The following is a 17,089-nucleotide window of genomic DNA, read 5'->3' on the forward strand; positions in this document are numbered from 1 at the left end:
TTTTTTAAAGATATACATATCCTATCACTTTCATTCCCTCCAAGCAAAGAAGAAGCATGAGCGCAGGCGTCCGGCCGGCATTAGATGAGAAAAAAGACGATGTAAGCGAAATAAAGGGCGAGAACGCTGATTAAAATAAGTGTTGTTTCAAACAAACCATTGTGCTTTGCGGGTTTTTGTTTAGGTTTATACCGCGTTTGAGATACAGTGCCCTGCCGCGGTTTTGATTGCGGCGGCTTAGGCTTGGCGGCGGCTTTCCTTTTACTCCCGGCGCTCTGCCCCGCCGTCAGGATGTCATGCTTCATGGCTTCCGCAGACGGATATTGGCCGTTTAAAGCAGAAAACAGAACCTTCTTATACTTATTCAGAAACGGGTGGCCTTCAATGATAGAACGAAGCTGTTCTTTCGGCTGTCCTGACTTTTTGCACTCTTTCTTCTGGACACAGTGGATCATGATCATTGCGACAGCAAACAGGTCATAGGATGGTTCTGCTTTTCTTGTTCCATACCCCCAATAGCCCCTGTCGTAAAACTCCGTATACTCTTTAATCGCGCGGCCTTGTTTTGTCGTTCCCCCTACATCAATGCAGCGGATGGCAGCCGGTGGTCCGGTTACAATGAGATTGTCCGGTTTGAGGTCGCCAAAAACCCACCCTTGCTGATGAAGGACTGACAGGCTGGAAAGAAGCTGCACCATCAGCACCGGAATCCACTCTGTTCCCTTACTGCTGATATATTGCGGAAGAAGCGGCCCTTCTATGTACTCCATCACGTAAAAAGAGACATTTTTATTCAGCTGCGGAATAAACGCGTCGTCCGCATCAAAAAAAGAAGGCCCCATCGTTTGCGACCGGGCCTTTGAAAAGGATTTTAAGACATTCACTTCAGAGGTAACAGACATGCTGTCGATGCTTATTTTCAAAGCGACCTGTCCGCCTGATGCTTCTGCCAGATATACAATACCGTTAGCCCCTTTTCCAAGCTGTTTGAGCAATCTGTAGGATTTGCCGTTCCATTTGCCCTGAATTGCCGTCCCCGGTGCCAGACTACATGCCAAACTCGTTAAAGCGTCGTTCATCATCTGCCAACATGCTCCTTCTTGAGCGGATTCTCTCAAACTGCTGCGTCGCTTCCCGGATAGCGGGGCCCGTAGGGGTGATACCGCCGGTCGACAGCTTCACAAAAAGTGCAGAAAGGGATTCAAGCTTCGGCGTCCAATTCAGCACAAGCTCAACTTCCTGGCTTTTCCCGGGAAATATACACATGGCAAATTCATTTTGCCCGGCCCGGGAATTTAAACTGATGGAAAGATCGATCAGCGCTTCTTTCACCGTCGGCAGTTTCGGCGCCATACTCGCACTCGTATCAACCAGCACAAGCACTTGCAGATGAACCGTTTCGCCGAGTTCATCAACCACTTCCATCACTTCGCCGCGTTTTTCAGGAGAAAGCTCTTCCATTTCAACGTTTTTCCCTAAGATTTGTTTAAGCTCTTGATTGACGACACCTTGCAGCGTCTGGGTCATTGCTTTTTTCGTCACCATTTGAACCGTCTGAGACAATTGTGACGCATACACAACTTGATGGACGCCGCCTCCGGCCATGGCGATGCCTTCAACTTCCTTCATTGCTTCTTGGTCAATCGCGTTTTCTTCCATAATTCCTATAACATTCACCGTAATCCCCTGCTCCTTGGCGAAAGCCGCCATTGCGATCGGGTCTTCACCATGATTGGAGCAGCCATCTGTAATCAGCAGAACTTGATTTAAATGTCCCTTATTCACATACATTCCTCCCGGTGATACGATTAGTCCCATCTTCGCCAGAAGGAAAGTGATTTATACGAATGGATTAAGAAATCTCCTTTTTATTTTGGAAAACCGCCGGCACCGGTATGGAAGCCCATTTCGGCGTGTTGTGATCAATCCGGACAACAACCACTGTCATATCGTCTTCGATTTGGCCGGAACGCGTTCTGATGACCTCTTCCATTAATATATCAGCGATTTCCTGCGGATCTTCGGTTTTCAGCCCTTTCATTTTCCGTTTCATCCACAGGTCGTGGTTTTCAACGTGCTTCGGCCCTTCAAAAATACCGTCACTCATCATGACGAGCAGATCTCCCGCTTTTAACTGTTCACTTACAACCTCCACATCAAATTCATTGATGATGCCGATCGGCAGATTGCTGGCCTGCACTTTCATAACTTGATCTCCCCGCTTGATAAAACTCGGCGTTGAACCGACCTTCAAGAATTTGCAGCTTGCATCCTGAAGATCAATGATAGAAAGATCGAGAGTTGAGTAGATTTCGTCTGTCGTCCGTAAAGACAGAATACTGTTGATCGTTTTTATCGCTATTTTTTCATCAATACCTGATTCGAGAATTTTTTCGAGCAGCTTAATCGTTTCATTGCTCTCATAATGGGCCCTCGCCCCATTGCCCATGCCGTCACTGATCGCGGCCGCATACTTTCTCGCCCCCAGTTCCATCATGCTGTAGCTGTCGCCGGAGACAAGGCCGCCGCCTTTTGCCGCATGAGCCGCGCCTGTCGATACCCGGTATGACTTGGTCGAACCGAACGCGACATGGCTGTAGCCATTCGGATGAGTCGAGTGCTGTTCGCTTTTGACAAGTATCTGCTCCTCAAGAATGTCAGACAGCATCGGGGCGATAATTTTCTCACTCTCGCCGTGTCCTCCGCTGAACGGGATTGTCATTTCGATATCAATATTGCCCTGCTCCAAGCTGTATATCTCGACATGCTGAATCTCGATTCCAAAATGCTGAAGCGCCTCTATCATTTGTTCTTCCTGAATAAAATGCTGCTCCCTCTCCCGTTTTATTTCCCGAGAAAAGTCCGCCATGACCTCAGAAACCCCCAACAGCTGCTCGGCAACAAGCCTTCTGCTGTCCTGAACTTTTCTCTTCAGTGTCAGATGGGCGTGATGGTGGGCAAGTTCGTCCTCAATCAGCTCTTCCACCTGTCTGGATTTGGAACAGTGCTGTTGAAACTCCTTTTTTAATCTGCGGTTTGAGGCATACTGTTTTTCTTCTGTTTCATGCATAACTTGTTTCATTAAGTCATATGTTTTATCAAAGTTTTGAACCCAGCATTTGCTTTTCTTATAGCAGGATTGGCAGGAATGCTCGGTGATTTTGCTTAAAAAGAGATCCACTTCCCCTTCTTCCGCCTGCTCATCGGAAGACGTCTGATGAAAGGTGGCGAAGCTCTCCGACAAGGCATGAAACACATTGGAGAACTGGTCTACTTTCTGGGCGGTGACATCTCTGATTTTCCTCGCGTACTGCTGCTGTTCCTGACTGTGCTCAGCAGTGCCCGGTATGTATCGCGCCACCTTTTTCGTAATCGATTGGGGCGTAATCAAAAACAAAACAACGGCAATCAAAGATTCATAAAGAGTGGTCATTAATCCGGCAGACCCTTCTCCATATAATGAAATCAGCAGTGAGCCGATCACTAACCCGACTGCGGCTCCGGCTTTCTTTCCTTCTTTCAGCAGCCCGCCAAGAAGCCCGGAAAACGCAAGCAGACTCATTTGATAGAGGTTCCCGATATTCGCAAGCCCGAGGATCAGTCCGGTCACCACACCGACCGTACAGCCGATGCTTGCCCCGCCGACAAAGGAAAAACTCAGCACGACATAGCGGGCCAGGATATGCTCAGCCTGCATTCCCTGAAATGAAACACCGGCAAGCCCGGTTAAAACGGATGCGATCAAGATCATAAAACAGATGATTTCTTCTATTTTTAACGATTGCTTCACTTTTTTGATCGTGAAAATCGGCAGGCTTTGCAAAAAGATCAGCGTCAAAATAAAGGCCAGGCCCGCCTCGACAACAGCCATCACATAATCATAGGTGGTAAAAGCGCCGCTCTCAAAATAAACAAATCCGATTCTCGCGGCAGCCATAGAGAAAAACACCACGATCGGCAGCATCTTCACCCGGTCCTGCACGATATATGTACCGATTTTTGAAAATAGAGTGAAGACGGCCAAAGCTGTGAGAATCAATAAAGAGTGTTTCGGCGAAATGGTTAAAGCGCCCGCAAGTAAAGACAGACAAGCATAGAAGGCTTTATCTCTTCTGATCAAAAGCATCGCTCCGAAGAACGGCAGCGCAAACGGAAGAACCTCAGATAATATGAAAGCCCGTCCAAGTAAAAAACCGATCACGACATAAATGAAACCCTTATAGAAAAAAAGTGAATGCGCTTGATGGACTGTAAGCTTTGCCGCCTTTTCAAAAAACGATTGCAGTTTTTCCAGAGCTTGTCCCGCCATCGGCCCGTTCACTCTTCTTTCCGCTTTTTCCATTGCTCTCATCCCCCACCTGTTTTATTCGTTGCTTGTCATTATAAATGAAAGCCCAGATAGGATTTTGTCAAAAGAAGGTAACAATTCCAAAAAACTCTTCGACGCTTTCCCCCTTGTTCCCCTTTCCTTTCGTATTTCCTCCGACATTTCTCAAAAAGTTGTCTAAATATGAAAAAATCGGCTTCTGCAACAGAAGCCGATTCGCTTGATGACCCGTACGGGATTCGAACCCGTGTTACCGCCGTGAAAGGGCGGTGTCTTAACCGCTTGACCAACGGGCCAGATATATATGGTAGCGGCGGAGGGGATCGAACCCCCGACCTCACGGGTATGAACCGTACGCTCTAGCCAGCTGAGCTACACCGCCATATAAGGTGCTTATAAGCACAAGTTATATAATACAAAGGTTTCTTCATTCCGTCAACAGAAACTTTGAAGTTTTAATTTTCTGACTATAATGGCGCATAAAAAAAAGCACCCGCTGGGATAGACGGATGCTCCATGTATTTATAGAAAGCAGCAAGTTATCCTCTTCTTGCTCCGCGCCCTCCACGTTTTGATTCCGTGTTTCGTTTTAAAGATGATAAGCGGTCTTCGCTATCTTTAAGAAACTTGTTCATTTTCTGTTCAAAAGATTCTTTCGGACGGAAATCATTTCTAGGTCTGGCTTGCGGACGGTCTTTAGCTTTTTTAATTGATAAACCAATTTTCCCGTCTTTTTCAACGTTGATGACTTTCACTTCAACTTGATCGCCGACTTTTAAATGCTCGTTAATGTCTTTAACATAATTATCGGCTACCTCACTGATATGAACGAGACCGGTTGAGCCTCCAGGCAATTCAACAAATGCTCCGAAATTTGTAATACCTGTTATTTTCCCTTGCAACTTGCTGCCAACTTCAATCGACATAAAAAAAGTGCTCCTCCTTAGGCTTATAAAAAGATCGTTTGTTTAATTATACCTAAATAAAAATTTAAGTGTCAACAAGGCTACTTGCTCTTCTTTTCTACATTGAAGAGAATCTCACCATTTCCTGACATAAACAAGTCTCTTCTGGCAAGCTCTGTGACGTAATCCTCATCCTTTAATTTGGAAATTTCATCTTTTAAATCAGCCTGTTTCGCGTTCAATTCTTTCACTTGTTTTTCCAGCTGAGCTTTCTTTTCTTCGTTTGCGCTAAGGGAAGAGGTCTGTGACCACAGAGAACCCGCTAAGACAATAGCCGTCAACAACACAAGGGCGCCGAATACGATCAACCGTCTGAAAAGCCCTTTCCGCCTTCTTTTCATAAGCTGGGATTGCCGTTCAACCTGCTCTTTATAGTCGTTTTGGATTTCAGTTATTGTACGTTCTCTAGATAGATTCAAACCAGACGGTCCTCCTTTCACCTTTTCAAAATACGTATCATGGTCGATCTGATTGTTATGATTAGTTTCTTGCTCTTTTGTAAAAATCCTGCACTTTTTTGAAAATATCGTTTGAAAGTAAGACGCCACTTTTCAGGAAGAAGTTTCAATAATTGTTTCAACAGAAAAATCAGCGGATACAGCAAAAACGTTACGATCTTAAAAAGACACTTCGCAAAAAAGGCACTCACCCGATAGGAGTATAAAGAAATAACCGTGATCAGCCCGATGAGCAGCTTAAAGAGCAGAAGCACCGGACGGAACAGCACGTGCTGAATGAGCTTTTTTGCGAATTGGTAAAGAGACACCGCAAGATGAATGGCAAATTTCAGTATTTTTATATACATTCGTTTAAACAGGCTTTGGTACGTCGCAATCCCCAGTAAGACAGCCAAGAAAATGTATACCCTGAGTTCTCCTTCATTCACGTTGAGCAGCACATAGAAAAACAGCAGACCTTGTACAATCCAAAAGAGAATGTCATGAATGAATAACAGCCATCTGGCCGTTTTGGCGCGGCTGACAAACAGCCTGTATGTATCAAGCGACGCTCCGAGCCAGGCGCCCATACCGGTCATTGCCAGCATCGTATAAAATTGGGTGGTCAGCGTCATTTAAACAACTTGCTAAAAAACCCTTTAGCTTTATCCCCTTGCTGCTCGTCTAAATATACAAGGTCAAACACCCTGCCTTTTATAGATACAATCCCTTTTTCCACATCAAGATTTTTCATCTGCAGGTTCTCGCCTCTGACGGAAAGCATTCCCATAACCGTTTCCAGCAAAAACTCTTCGTTGTCAAAACTTTCTACATGCTTGACGCCCGAAATGTCTAAATGCTTTCTCCCTTTCATCGTTACATCATGCTGTTCCGGAACAGAAGAAGAACCTTTTTGCTCATAATATGAATTCATCTATTCAGCCCCCATATCCTCGATACTTTTAGCATTATTACTGCATTGTATGAGGCGGGAGCCTTGTTTAGAACAAGCCTATTCGCCGAGTTTTTCTTCCTTGACGATTGTATACATGCCCGCGGCTTCTTCTTTTTTCGTTGTTTCTTTCAATTCGTTTACCTTCACGGTGACAAGCTTCTGGCCGAAGCGGACCGTCAGTTCATCACCGGCTTTTACGTCTGAGCTGGCTTTCGCCTGATTCCCGTTAACGGTGATTCTCCCTTGATCGGCGACCTCTTTCGCCAATGTGCGGCGTTTAATTAATCTGGATACTTTTAAAAACTTATCAAGTCTCATATCAGAATCTCCTCTCCATTTCTTTTGCTTCATCCCACAATTTGTCCATTTCCTCAAGTGACATTGCGGTCAATTCAAGGCCCTTTGCTGCCGCTTCTTTCTCAATATAAGCAAAGCGTCTGCGAAATTTGTCATTTGTCATGGCGAGCGCTTCCTCAGGCTCAATTTTATAGTATCGGCCGATATTGACCAATGCAAATAAAACATCGCCGAATTCAGCTTTTAAGCTGATTTCATCTGCTGATTCGGCGGAAGCCTCCGCGGAAAATTCCTTCAGCTCTTCATTTACTTTATCCCATATATCCTGAACGTCATCCCAGTCAAAGCCGGTTTTTGCGGCTTTTTTCTGAAGCTTGGCCGCTTTTGCAAGAGAAGGCAGTGTTTTCGGCACGGCATCCAGCAATGAAGTGGATGTTGTTTGCTTTTCCGCCTTTTTGATTTCTTCCCAGTTGGCGACGACATCATGTTCATCCTGAACCTTAACATCCTTAAACACATGCGGGTGCCGTCTGACCATCTTCGCACTGATGTCTCTGATGACATCATCAATTGAGAAATACCCCTCGTCTTCTCCGATCTGGGCGTGCAGCATAACCTGAAGCATGACGTCCCCGAGTTCTTCTATCATGTGATCCGTGTCCTCTTCGTCAATGGCCTCAAGCAGTTCGTAGCATTCCTCAATCATATATTTCTTTAATGACTGGTGTGTCTGCTTTTGATCCCACGGACAGCCGTTCGGCCCGCGAAGCTCGCGAATAATACTTCGGAATGCAGAAAATTCCTGGTAAAGGAGTTCTTCTTTTTTAATCGGCGGAACATACACGCTTGTTAAGTTATTTATTTCTACATTGCGGTCAAGCTCAAACAAAGGCACCTTGGTCATCTTTTCTCCCTTGCTTCCGGCTGCCGTGACGATGACCACTTCATAGTCGTCAGGCAATTTCTCCATAAGCGTCAGCTTCACCTCAGAGGCCGTCATTTGGTCATAAACCTGGCAAATGATCAGGTGATGGCGGAGTTCGAGCTCATCCGGCGTCATTGTTTGCGCATCCGTAAATTGAAACCCTTCAATCGGATCAATTCGCAATGCATTAAAAGTGGCATCCAAAAAGCTTTGCCCTCCGGCAGTATGAACAGCTGCCTGTTGTTCTTCCCGACGTTCAAATAACAGCTGAACGGTTTTCTCAGCGACAAACGGATGCCCGGGAACAGCGTAGACGACATCCTCTTGCTTCGCTTTTTCAAACAGAATGTCCGCGATCTCTTCATAGACCGCTTCAAACTGATCATGTTTTTCATAAATATCATCAAAATACCGGATGTCCGCTTCCGTCTCTTGCTCTAATTCCGGAATCAAAGGGTGGTCTTTCGTTCTTATATATAAATGCTTCGCCTGAGTCAGCAGCTTATGTACGCCCACTGTCAACTGATCCATGTCTCCGGCGCCGAGGCCGACGACCGTAATGTTACCTGCCATGTTTTTCTCTCCTCTTTTTCAATTTGCTTAAAGCACTGCCGAAAGGAAGGCCGCTCAGCTCTTCGTCCGTGAAAATCTTCATTCTTATCATACAATAAATAAACAATAGCCCTCCGATGACCGACGCAGACAGACTCTCACATACAGCTCCGGCCCTGCTGACGGGAAGAAATAACTGCCAAAGCTTCATATATACGAGCAGAAAGAAGACCATCAGCAGACTGCACCAGCACAGACGGGCAATCACGCCGCCGATATTCGTCAGCCAGCCCTTCGACCAAATTCTCCGGAGATTCAGACACGCAACTGCGGCAAATGCCAAGACGGTCGCCAGTGCCGCTCCTGTAATACCCCAACCGGGGACCAGCCAAACATTCAGCACCCATTTCAGCGCCCCTCCCGCCAAAACGGATACGGCGGGGAAAACGGTATGTCCCGCTCCTTGCAGAATCGCGGCTGCCGTAAGCGCAATCGAGGCAAAAAAGATAGATAAGCTGAATATTTGTAAGGTCTGCGTCCCCTCACTGTTTTGGAAAAGCATGATATTCACCGGTTCTAAAATGCAAAAAAGCCCGGCTGATGCACCGATCCCTACCGCAAGGCAGAGCTTGACGGCTGATGTCGCTTTCTCTTTTATGATAAACGGCTTATTCTCATGCACCGCTTTTGATATTGAAGGAACCAATGACGCGGCGATACTGACGGCAAACACGGTTCCCAGCTGAAGGAGCGGCTGTCCGCGGTCATATATGCCTTTCAGCTGTTTCGCGGCATGGCTCTCCGTCCCGTCTGAAAGCAGTGAATATAAGTTTAAGGCGTCTACAAGCTGAATCAAAAGCATGAGTACACTGCTGATACAGATGGTGACTGAATAAAGCAGCAGCTTTTTTACAATGACGGCCGTTGCGATATGTCCGCCGTCTTTCTTGGTTTCTTCCCGCTTATACCAGAAAACAGCCAATACACAAAGGGCCGCCAAGCTTCCGGCAATTGATCCCGAAGCCGCCCCCGCACCAGCCGCGTATAATGAACGGCCGCTTTTCAAAAGCCAGAAGGATAAACCGAGAAGCACCGCCACGCGAAGAAGCTGTTCCGTAATCTGGGATAAGGCTGACGGCATCATATCATGCACGCCTTGGAAATACCCCCGGAAAACCGCCGTAAACGGAAACAGTATGAAAGCGAACGCCGCGACCCTTATCAGCATCACAAGGCGGGCGTCACCCATAAAACCGGCCAACGGCGCCGCGCCGGCATACATGAGCGCAAACAGAACAAGTCCGGCCGCCGTGACATAAAGGGCGGAAATTTTCATTATTTTTTGTTTATGATCGCTATAATCGTTCATTAATTTTGAGATGATAACCGGAAAACCGGATGTTGACAGCATGACCGCGATCCCTAAAAACGGATACACCTGCTGATAAATGTAAAATCCGACGTCACCGACAATATTCTGAAAAGGAACCCTGTACACGGCGCTTAATATCTTCGTCACGATACCCGCAACGACGAGCACAAAAGCACCTTTCCATGCCGATTGCCGCTTGGCGCCAACTGAATCGTTCATCCAAAAGCTCCTTCCAGCCGCTAGAAAATTACGTCTATAAAACGAGCTTATTATATCACAATCCTAACGGCCGAACCGATAGAGAGCACATATGAATATGAAAAAGAACAGCACTTGTATAAGAGCTGCTCTTTCTCCGTTTTCTTATTTCAATAATGGTAATAAGACCTACTGCTCCATTTGTCTCGCCAAAAAACTGGCTGCCGTTTCTACCGCTTTATGTTCTACTTCTCCAAGTGCCTGTTCCTTGGAAAAGATGACCACGGCACCGATAGGATCGCCATTTGCCACGATCGGAGCTATTGTATAGGAGCTCATATCTTCATCAATGTCATTAACAAGCTGCGCGGACTTCACGTCGTTTTCTACCACTGAGCTGCGCTGATCCATCGTTTTTTCGAGCAAATCGCTGATGGCTTTGTTCAGAAATTCTTTTTTCGAACTGCCTGAAACGGCAATATACGCGTCACGGTCGCAAATCAAGACGGAATGGCCGAGACTGTCATACAAAGCATCTGCATATTCCTTCGCAAAATCGCCAAGCTCACTGATAGGAGAATATTTTTTCAATATAACTTCTCCGTCGCGGTCAACGAATATTTCAAGCGGGTCTCCTTCCCTGATTCGCAGTGTTCTCCGAATTTCTTTAGGAATGACGACCCGTCCTAGATCATCAATACGACGTACGATACCTGTAGCTTTCATCTCTCTGGTGCCTCTCTTTCATGTGATGATATTTAAGGGAAAGTACTAAAGCTCTTTACTTTATGTAGCTTCCGCCACTCGCTTGAAATTAGTATCCGTCACATCAAATGTAATATACACCAGAGAGTAACAATTTTTATGAAGACGCGATTGTTTCTTTCTTCACATCCTGAAGGCCTTTCAGCATGCCGAGCACGGTCTCCAGCCACTCTTCCGTTTTGCGGCCTTTCGTCTGTACTGAGATTTTCAGCTTTTTCCCTTCCATTCCCAGTCCGATCTGCCGGCCGTATTTATTGCCGAGTTCGAACAATTTCTGGCCGTCAATCTGTGCGCTGGCCTCTTCAGAAATGGTAAATCTGATCGCGTCTTTATCCTGCTTGATGAGTTCGACGCGTTCATATTTTCCGTATACCTTCATCTCAGCAACCGTAAACAGCCATTCAACCTCTTTAGGGTAGCTGCCGAACCTGTCGATGATTTCATCTTGAAGCTCATTTTTCTCCTCAATTGTGGCGATTGACCTGAACCGTTTGTACATGTCGATTTTTTGCTTGCCGTCTTGTATATAGTTTTCAGGAATATACGCGTCAAGCTCGATATCGATTTCTGTCTCAAACTGTTCGCTTTTCGGAATATCGCCTTTCCGCTCTTCAATCGCTTCCTTGAGCATTTGCGAGTACAGGTCAAAACCGACTGAGTCGATAAAGCCGTGCTGCTGGGCGCCGAGAAGGTTCCCCGCTCCCCTGATCGTCAAGTCACGCATGGCGATTTTAAAGCCTGATCCCAGCTCGGTAAATTCTTTAATCGCCTGCAGCCGTTTTTCCGCCACCTCAGTGAGCACTTTGTCTCTGCGGTACGTAAAATACGCATAAGCGACGCGGTTGGAACGGCCGACCCGTCCTCTCAGCTGATACAGCTGAGACAGCCCCATTTTGTCTCCGTCGAACACAATCAAGGTATTGACATTTGGTATATCTACGCCTGTCTCAATAATAGTCGTGCTGACAAGGACGTCTGATTCCCCTTCCAGAAAATTGAGCATGACGCTTTCCAATTCATTTTCGGTCATTTTTCCGTGGGCATATGCCACTTTCGCATCGGGAACAAGCATGGAAATTTCATCAGCCTTCCGCTCGATGTCATCCACGCGGTTGTACAAGAAATATACCTGTCCTCCGCGCGCCAGTTCTCTTTCGATGGCTTCCCGCACAAGCGCCCCGTTGTATTCCACGACATATGTCTGAACAGGGAAACGGTTTTCCGGCGGCGTTTCAATAACAGATAAGTCCCGCACACCGAGCATGGACATATGAAGCGTACGCGGTATCGGCGTCGCTGTAAGAGTCAGCACATCGACATTGGCTTTGATCTGTTTGATTTTTTCCTTATGCGTTACGCCGAAGCGCTGCTCTTCATCAATGATGAGCAAGCCGAGATCTTTATAGACGACATCTTTAGATAAAAGCCTGTGGGTTCCGATTACGATGTCTACCGTTCCGTTTTTCAGGCCTTTAATCGTTTCATTGGATTCTTTTCTCGTTCTGAATCGGCTGAGAAGACCGATGTTAATCGGATAGTCCTGGAAACGCTCCATAATGGTTTCATAATGCTGCTGCGCGAGTATTGTCGTCGGCACAAGAAGCGCGACCTGCTTTCCGTCGGCGATCGCTTTAAAGGCCGCTCGGATGGCTACCTCCGTCTTCCCGTAACCGACATCACCGCAAAGCAAACGGTCCATCGGGCGCTCTCTTTCCATGTCCTTTTTAATCTCCTGAATGGAACGGAGCTGGTCCTCTGTTTCCTGATAAGGGAAAGCAGATTCGAACTGCCGCTGCATTTCATGATCCGGCGAGAACGCATAGCCCTTGCTTGCTTCCCGTTCCGCATAAAGCTTAATCAGATCATCGGCAATATCCTGAACGGAGTTTTCAACTTTTTTCTTCACCCGTTTCCATTCACTGCCGCCCAGTTTATAAAGCTTCGGTTCTTTTCCTTCAGAGCCGACGTACTTCTGCACCTGGTCGATTTGTTCTACAGGGACGTACAGCTTATCGCTGCCCTGATAATGAATGTTGAGGTAATCTTTATGAATGCCTTTGATTTCTAATGTTTCAATCCCCAAATACTTACCGATCCCGTGGTTGACGTGGACGACATAGTCACCGACCTGAAGCTCGGAATAGCTTTTGATCCGTTCGGCATTTGTCAGCTTCTGCTTTCTCGGCTTTTTCTTAATTCGGTTTTTGAACAGCTCTTCCTCCGTAATGACGGCCAGCTTCATCAGCGGCAGTTCAAAACCGGATTGCAGCTCGCCTTCCATGACATAGACCTGTCCTTGCACAAGCGCTTTGGAGCTGTCCGTTTTTGCGGCTTCAATTTCGTAATCAGCCAGCACGGATGCCAATCTGTCGGTTCTGTCCTTATTTGCGCCTAAAAAGACGACGGTGAAGTTTGATTTCTTAAAGCGCTCCATTTCACCTGCGAGCACATTCATCTGCCCGTGAAAACTCTGCATCTGCCGGCTTGTCACATTCACAATATTCTGAGGGCTTGTATGCTGGACATGACGCAAAAATAATGAATAATAAATAGCCGGGCGCCGCTTTTCGCTCATAAGCTCCTGAAAGCTGAAGGATAAATGAATGTCATGCAGAATTTTCCCTTCCTCGAGCAGACTTGTCATAAATTCGGCCTCTTCTTTTTGCAGCTGATCCTCCATTTCATGAATGCGGCTGACCTCGTCTAACAGTAACAACGTGTCTGCCGGTGTATAATCTAGCAAACTAGCAGGTTTTTCGTAAAAGTACGAGAGATACTTCACAAGTTCCTGATCAGTCTGTCCCGTTGATAACCGTTCTTTATCATGTGAGATATTGATATGAAGCATTTCCTTTTGTTTGTCCTGCTTCAGCTTTTTCAGACTGTCGGCAAGCCCTTTATCGAGCCTTTCCATCGCCCGGGCTTTTTCTTCCGCCCTGATGATCAATTCCTTCGCCGGTCCGATCGCCACATGTTTGAGCGTCTCAATTGATCTCTGGTCATCAGAATTGAAGCTTCTGATGGAATCGACCTCCGTATCAAACAGTTCAATTCGCACCGGATGCTCCGACGTCAGCGGATAAATGTCGATAATTCCTCCGCGAATACTGAATTCACCGGGTGCAGAAACCATATCGGAACGCTCATACCCCACCTCTACAAGGCGCGCGGACAGCTGATCCGGTTCTATTTCATCTCCGAGTGAAATGACGAGCTGGCTGCTTTTCCACAGCTCCTTCGGCGGAAGCATTCTTCTCACTGCCGCAACGGGCGCCACAACGACCGGCGCTTCTCCGTTTGTTAATCTATTAATGACATCAAGCCGCTGAGCGCGCAGTTCAGGGCTCGCTACCGCAATTTCTGAAGAAATCAATTCATTCACGGGGTATAAAAAAACAGATTGATCCCCGAGAAGCGCCGTCAGATCTTCCATCACTTTTTGGGCCTGATATAAATTATGGGTGATAAAGAAAATCGGCCTTTTCGTTTCCTGTGCAAGGGCGGAGGTAAAAACAGAACGCGCGGAACCTGACAGACCCGCAAGCAGCTGTTCCTTCAGCCCCTCATGTAAACCGTTGACAATGGATTTAAAATCATCGCTTTCTTTAATAAAGGTTTGAATGTTGTCCATATGGGCCCTCCTCTCTATTTTCTGCAAGAACAGAAAAACGCTTTGGTCTAGAATCTACACCAAAGCTTCTTATTGAATAAATGTGTTGTGTTCATGGTAGTGTGGATTGCGTTCCAGCGCCTCTTGGCAGTCTTCACAAATTGTAAGAACATGGACATCTCCATTGTCTTTATATGAAATCATATCGTTTCTTTCCTCATTTGTTAAGTGCTGAAATCCAAGTGACTGTGTCGGCACCGTCGAATATTCCAGGCTCCCTACCTTAAAGCCGCAGTGGCGGCAGAAATAATGCAAAGCCATACGTTGGACCTCCTGATGTGAAAAAATCATTTTTCCCTAGTATGGTCTCCCATTATTTATCTTATACATTTGCATTAAATTCGTTCATGACTTCTAAAAATGGTTTCGTTAAGGAAGCTTCGCAGGCTTTTACAGTTTTTGAGACGGCATCATTGATATGCGGCGCTTCTTCCTTCGTAAAAGCTCCCAGTACATAGTCAACGACTTTCATTCCGCCAGCAGGGCGGCCGATTCCGATTCTGACCCGGTCAAATTCAGGGGTTCCGAGGTGCTGTATAAGCGATTTAATTCCGTTATGTCCGCCTGCGCTCCCCTTCGTCCGGAGCCTGATTTTCCCCGTCGGAAGATCAAGGTCATCGTATATGACTTTCAGATCTTCATGATCGGCATCATAATAATCCAGTAGCGGCCGCAAACATTCCCCTGATAAATTCATATATGTAAGCGGTTTAACAAGTAGAACTTTTTTTCCGGAAACAAACCCCATTCCGTAAAGTCCGTTGAATTTCGTTTTATTCAATTCAATATTCCATTCTTTAGAAAGCTCGTCAATGGCCATAAAGCCGACATTATGTCTCGTGTTCTCGTAGGTTTTTCCCGGGTTACCGAGACCGGCAATCACAAGCATCGTAAATCCTCCCTCAACATCGCTGTAATTCTTCTCATTCTAGCACAAAAGACGTAACCTCGGGCGGGTTACGTCTTAAAGCGCTTATTGATTTTCTCCTTCGGGCTCTTCCCCAGGAGACGGTTCTGCATCTTCTTCGAATGCTTCCTGCTTAGGAGGAAGGATGGAAGCCACGACTTCTTCCGGGTCGTTTGTAAATGTATAATTGCCGTCAGCAGTCAGATCTGCGATGGTCAGCACATCATTCATTTCAAGCCCGGAAATATCAACATTGATTGTCTGAGGGATGTCCTTCGGCTTAGCCTTAATCGAAAGCTCATGCAGCGGCTGCTGGATGACGCCTCCGTCTTTGACTCCCTTCGCCTCTCCCGTCAGCTGAATCGGCACCTCGGCCTCCAGCTCCTCACTCATATTCACGACTTGAAAATCGGCGTGCGTCAATTCGTTTTTGAGCGGGTCTGTCTGAAGATCAGTCACCATAACCGATTGCTGATTTCCGTTGACATCAATTGTGATAATCGTGTTTTTTCCTTCGTCCCGCAATGTTTTAAGCAATTCGACACTGTCTAAAGAGACAGGCGTATTCGTTATTTCTTTACCGTATATAATCCCTGGAACATGTCCTGAATGACGGATTTTCCGAAGCGTCGAACGTTTAAAATCTGTTCTTTCATTTGCTTTTAAAGTTGCCATATTCAGCACCATCCTAATTATCGTTTTATCGTCCTATTAGAACAATACCCACAATAACTGGGATTTAAACCTTGAAATTTCGGTTTAGCTGAATAAATAGCTGACAGATTGTTTCTCGTGAACGCGGATAATCGCTTCAGCCAGAAGCGGTCCGACAGAAAGCTGCTTAAAGCGTTCGATTTTTTTCTCATCAGGAAGCTTAATGCTGTTCGTTACGACAAGCTCCTTGATTTTAGAGTTATTGATCCGCTCAACGGCAGGACCTGACAGTACAGGGTGCGTACAGCATGCATACACTTCTGCAGCTCCATTTTCAACCAGCGCGTTAGCGGCAAGTGTGATTGTGCCTGCCGTATCAATAATATCATCGATCAGAATCGCTGTTTTACCTTCCACGTTACCGACGATGTTCATCACTTCTACCTCATTCGGTCTAGGACGGCGTTTGTCGATAATCGCGATCGGCGCTTTCAGACGATCCGCAAGTTTGCGGGCGCGCGTCACACCGCCGTGGTCAGGAGAAACAATAACGATATCTTTCAAGTCTTTACCTTCAAAGTAATGGCCTAAAATCGGAACACCCATTAAGTGGTCAATCGGAATATCAAAGAAACCTTGAATTTGCGGCGCGTGTAAATCAAGCGCGATCACGCGTGTCGCACCCGCTGTTTCAAGCAGGTTTGCAAAAAGTTTTGCCGTAATCGGTTCACGCGATCTTGCTTTTCTGTCCTGGCGCGCATAACCGTAGTACGGAATGACAATGTTGATTGTTTTCGCGGAAGCGCGCTTTAAAGCGTCAACCATAATCAGCAATTCCATGATGTGCTCGTTGACCGGCGCACTTGTAGACTGAATGATATAGCAATCACAGCCGCGAATACTTTCTTCTATGTTGATCTGGACCTCTCCGTCACTGAATCTTGTAACAGAGCACTTTCCTAATTGAACCCCTACATTATCCGCGATTTCTTTTGCAAGTTCTGGATTTGAATTCAAAGAAAAAATCTTTAAATTCTTATCTCCGTATTCGTTAGACATGGTAAA

Annotated in this window: 16 protein-coding genes and 2 tRNA genes; all 18 read right to left on the reverse strand. The window is 46.2% G+C overall.

The window, feature by feature from the left end:
- Positions 1-80: 80 nt before the first annotated feature.
- The gene (locus tag G9F50_RS18715; protein ID WP_060561973.1) at positions 81-1,082 is read right to left on the reverse strand and encodes a protein kinase domain-containing protein; all 1,002 of its coding nucleotides are present in this window, start codon (positions 1,080-1,082) and stop codon (positions 81-83) included.
- On the reverse strand, positions 1,048-1,785 hold the full coding sequence (locus tag G9F50_RS18720) for a vWA domain-containing protein (protein ID WP_060561974.1): 738 nt from the start codon (positions 1,783-1,785) through the stop codon (positions 1,048-1,050). The genes G9F50_RS18715 and G9F50_RS18720 overlap by 35 nt, the downstream gene beginning before the upstream one ends.
- Before the next feature lie 67 nt (positions 1,786-1,852).
- A complete protein-coding gene (gene spoIIE, locus G9F50_RS18725; RefSeq protein ID WP_007409936.1) occupies positions 1,853-4,342 on the reverse strand; it encodes a stage II sporulation protein E in 2,490 nt (829 codons plus the stop codon).
- Between the two features lie 209 nt (positions 4,343-4,551).
- A tRNA-Glu gene (locus G9F50_RS18730) sits at positions 4,552-4,623 on the reverse strand.
- 9 nt (positions 4,624-4,632) lie between these two features.
- A tRNA-Met gene (locus G9F50_RS18735) sits at positions 4,633-4,709 on the reverse strand.
- A gap of 157 nt (positions 4,710-4,866) precedes the next feature.
- Positions 4,867-5,253, reverse strand: coding sequence for a S1 domain-containing RNA-binding protein (locus G9F50_RS18740; RefSeq protein ID WP_004264630.1), 387 nt, complete (start codon positions 5,251-5,253; stop codon positions 4,867-4,869).
- Positions 5,254-5,333: 80 nt separating this feature from the next.
- Positions 5,334-5,711: a cell division protein DivIC gene (gene divIC / locus G9F50_RS18745; protein ID WP_004264632.1), complete on the reverse strand. Its 378-nt coding sequence runs from the start codon at positions 5,709-5,711 to the stop codon at positions 5,334-5,336.
- A 17-nt stretch (positions 5,712-5,728) separates the two neighbouring features.
- The gene (yabQ, locus tag G9F50_RS18750; protein WP_025284087.1) at positions 5,729-6,364 is read right to left on the reverse strand and encodes a spore cortex biosynthesis protein YabQ; all 636 of its coding nucleotides are present in this window, start codon (positions 6,362-6,364) and stop codon (positions 5,729-5,731) included.
- The gene (gene yabP / locus G9F50_RS18755) at positions 6,361-6,663 is read right to left on the reverse strand and encodes a sporulation protein YabP (RefSeq protein ID WP_004264638.1); all 303 of its coding nucleotides are present in this window, start codon (positions 6,661-6,663) and stop codon (positions 6,361-6,363) included. The genes yabQ and yabP overlap by 4 nt, the downstream gene beginning before the upstream one ends.
- Positions 6,664-6,741: 78 nt before the next feature.
- The gene (locus tag G9F50_RS18760) at positions 6,742-7,002 is read right to left on the reverse strand and encodes an RNA-binding S4 domain-containing protein (RefSeq protein WP_007409934.1); all 261 of its coding nucleotides are present in this window, start codon (positions 7,000-7,002) and stop codon (positions 6,742-6,744) included.
- Between the two features lies 1 nt (position 7,003).
- Positions 7,004-8,479, reverse strand: coding sequence for a bifunctional methyltransferase/pyrophosphohydrolase YabN (gene yabN / locus G9F50_RS18765; protein WP_060561975.1), 1,476 nt, complete (start codon positions 8,477-8,479; stop codon positions 7,004-7,006).
- Entirely contained in the window at positions 8,469-10,049 is a 1,581-nt protein-coding gene (locus G9F50_RS18770; RefSeq protein ID WP_060561976.1) for a putative polysaccharide biosynthesis protein, read from the reverse strand. The genes yabN and G9F50_RS18770 overlap by 11 nt, the downstream gene beginning before the upstream one ends.
- Before the next feature lie 168 nt (positions 10,050-10,217).
- Positions 10,218-10,754 (reverse strand): stage V sporulation protein T, encoded by a 537-nt coding sequence (gene spoVT / locus G9F50_RS18775; RefSeq protein WP_004264646.1) that lies wholly within the window; start codon positions 10,752-10,754, stop codon positions 10,218-10,220.
- Positions 10,755-10,890: 136 nt separating this feature from the next.
- The gene (gene mfd / locus G9F50_RS18780; RefSeq protein ID WP_060561977.1) at positions 10,891-14,424 is read right to left on the reverse strand and encodes a transcription-repair coupling factor; all 3,534 of its coding nucleotides are present in this window, start codon (positions 14,422-14,424) and stop codon (positions 10,891-10,893) included.
- A gap of 69 nt (positions 14,425-14,493) precedes the next feature.
- Positions 14,494-14,724: an anti-sigma-F factor Fin gene (gene fin, locus G9F50_RS18785; protein ID WP_004264650.1), complete on the reverse strand. Its 231-nt coding sequence runs from the start codon at positions 14,722-14,724 to the stop codon at positions 14,494-14,496.
- 61 nt (positions 14,725-14,785) lie between these two features.
- Complete coding sequence (pth, locus tag G9F50_RS18790; RefSeq protein WP_025650338.1) at positions 14,786-15,352, reverse strand: aminoacyl-tRNA hydrolase; 567 nt, start codon at positions 15,350-15,352, stop codon at positions 14,786-14,788.
- A gap of 84 nt (positions 15,353-15,436) precedes the next feature.
- Complete coding sequence (locus G9F50_RS18795; RefSeq protein WP_011996173.1) at positions 15,437-16,045, reverse strand: 50S ribosomal protein L25/general stress protein Ctc; 609 nt, start codon at positions 16,043-16,045, stop codon at positions 15,437-15,439.
- 84 nt (positions 16,046-16,129) lie between these two features.
- Positions 16,130-17,083, reverse strand: a complete 954-nt coding sequence (locus tag G9F50_RS18800; RefSeq protein WP_007409928.1) for a ribose-phosphate diphosphokinase — start codon at positions 17,081-17,083, stop codon at positions 16,130-16,132.
- Between the last annotated feature and the right edge of the window lie 6 nt (positions 17,084-17,089).

It is taken from the genome of Bacillus sp. EKM206B (genome assembly GCF_011066015.1).
Taxonomy (GTDB): Bacteria; Bacillota; Bacilli; order Bacillales; family Bacillaceae; genus Bacillus; species Bacillus velezensis.

Coding starts and splice junctions, on each gene's coding strand:
- G9F50_RS18715 (WP_060561973.1), bottom strand. CDS start 1,082: ATGATGAACGACGCTTTAACGAGTTTGGCATGTAGTCTGGCACCGGGG.
- spoIIE (WP_007409936.1), bottom strand. CDS start 4,342: ATGGAAAAAGCGGAAAGAAGAGTGAACGGGCCGATGGCGGGACAAGCT.
- G9F50_RS18740 (WP_004264630.1), bottom strand. CDS start 5,253: ATGTCGATTGAAGTTGGCAGCAAGTTGCAAGGGAAAATAACAGGTATT.
- yabQ (WP_025284087.1), bottom strand. CDS start 6,364: ATGACGCTGACCACCCAATTTTATACGATGCTGGCAATGACCGGTATG.
- yabP (WP_004264638.1), bottom strand. CDS start 6,663: ATGAATTCATATTATGAGCAAAAAGGTTCTTCTTCTGTTCCGGAACAG.
- G9F50_RS18760 (WP_007409934.1), bottom strand. CDS start 7,002: ATGAGACTTGATAAGTTTTTAAAAGTATCCAGATTAATTAAACGCCGC.
- yabN (WP_060561975.1), bottom strand. CDS start 8,479: ATGGCAGGTAACATTACGGTCGTCGGCCTCGGCGCCGGAGACATGGAT.
- G9F50_RS18770 (WP_060561976.1), bottom strand. CDS start 10,049: ATGAACGATTCAGTTGGCGCCAAGCGGCAATCGGCATGGAAAGGTGCT.
- spoVT (WP_004264646.1), bottom strand. CDS start 10,754: ATGAAAGCTACAGGTATCGTACGTCGTATTGATGATCTAGGACGGGTC.
- mfd (WP_060561977.1), bottom strand. CDS start 14,424: ATGGACAACATTCAAACCTTTATTAAAGAAAGCGATGATTTTAAATCC.
- fin (WP_004264650.1), bottom strand. CDS start 14,724: ATGGCTTTGCATTATTTCTGCCGCCACTGCGGCTTTAAGGTAGGGAGC.
- pth (WP_025650338.1), bottom strand. CDS start 15,352: ATGCTTGTGATTGCCGGTCTCGGTAACCCGGGAAAAACCTACGAGAAC.
- G9F50_RS18795 (WP_011996173.1), bottom strand. CDS start 16,045: ATGGCAACTTTAAAAGCAAATGAAAGAACAGATTTTAAACGTTCGACG.
- G9F50_RS18800 (WP_007409928.1), bottom strand. CDS start 17,083: ATGTCTAACGAATACGGAGATAAGAATTTAAAGATTTTTTCTTTGAAT.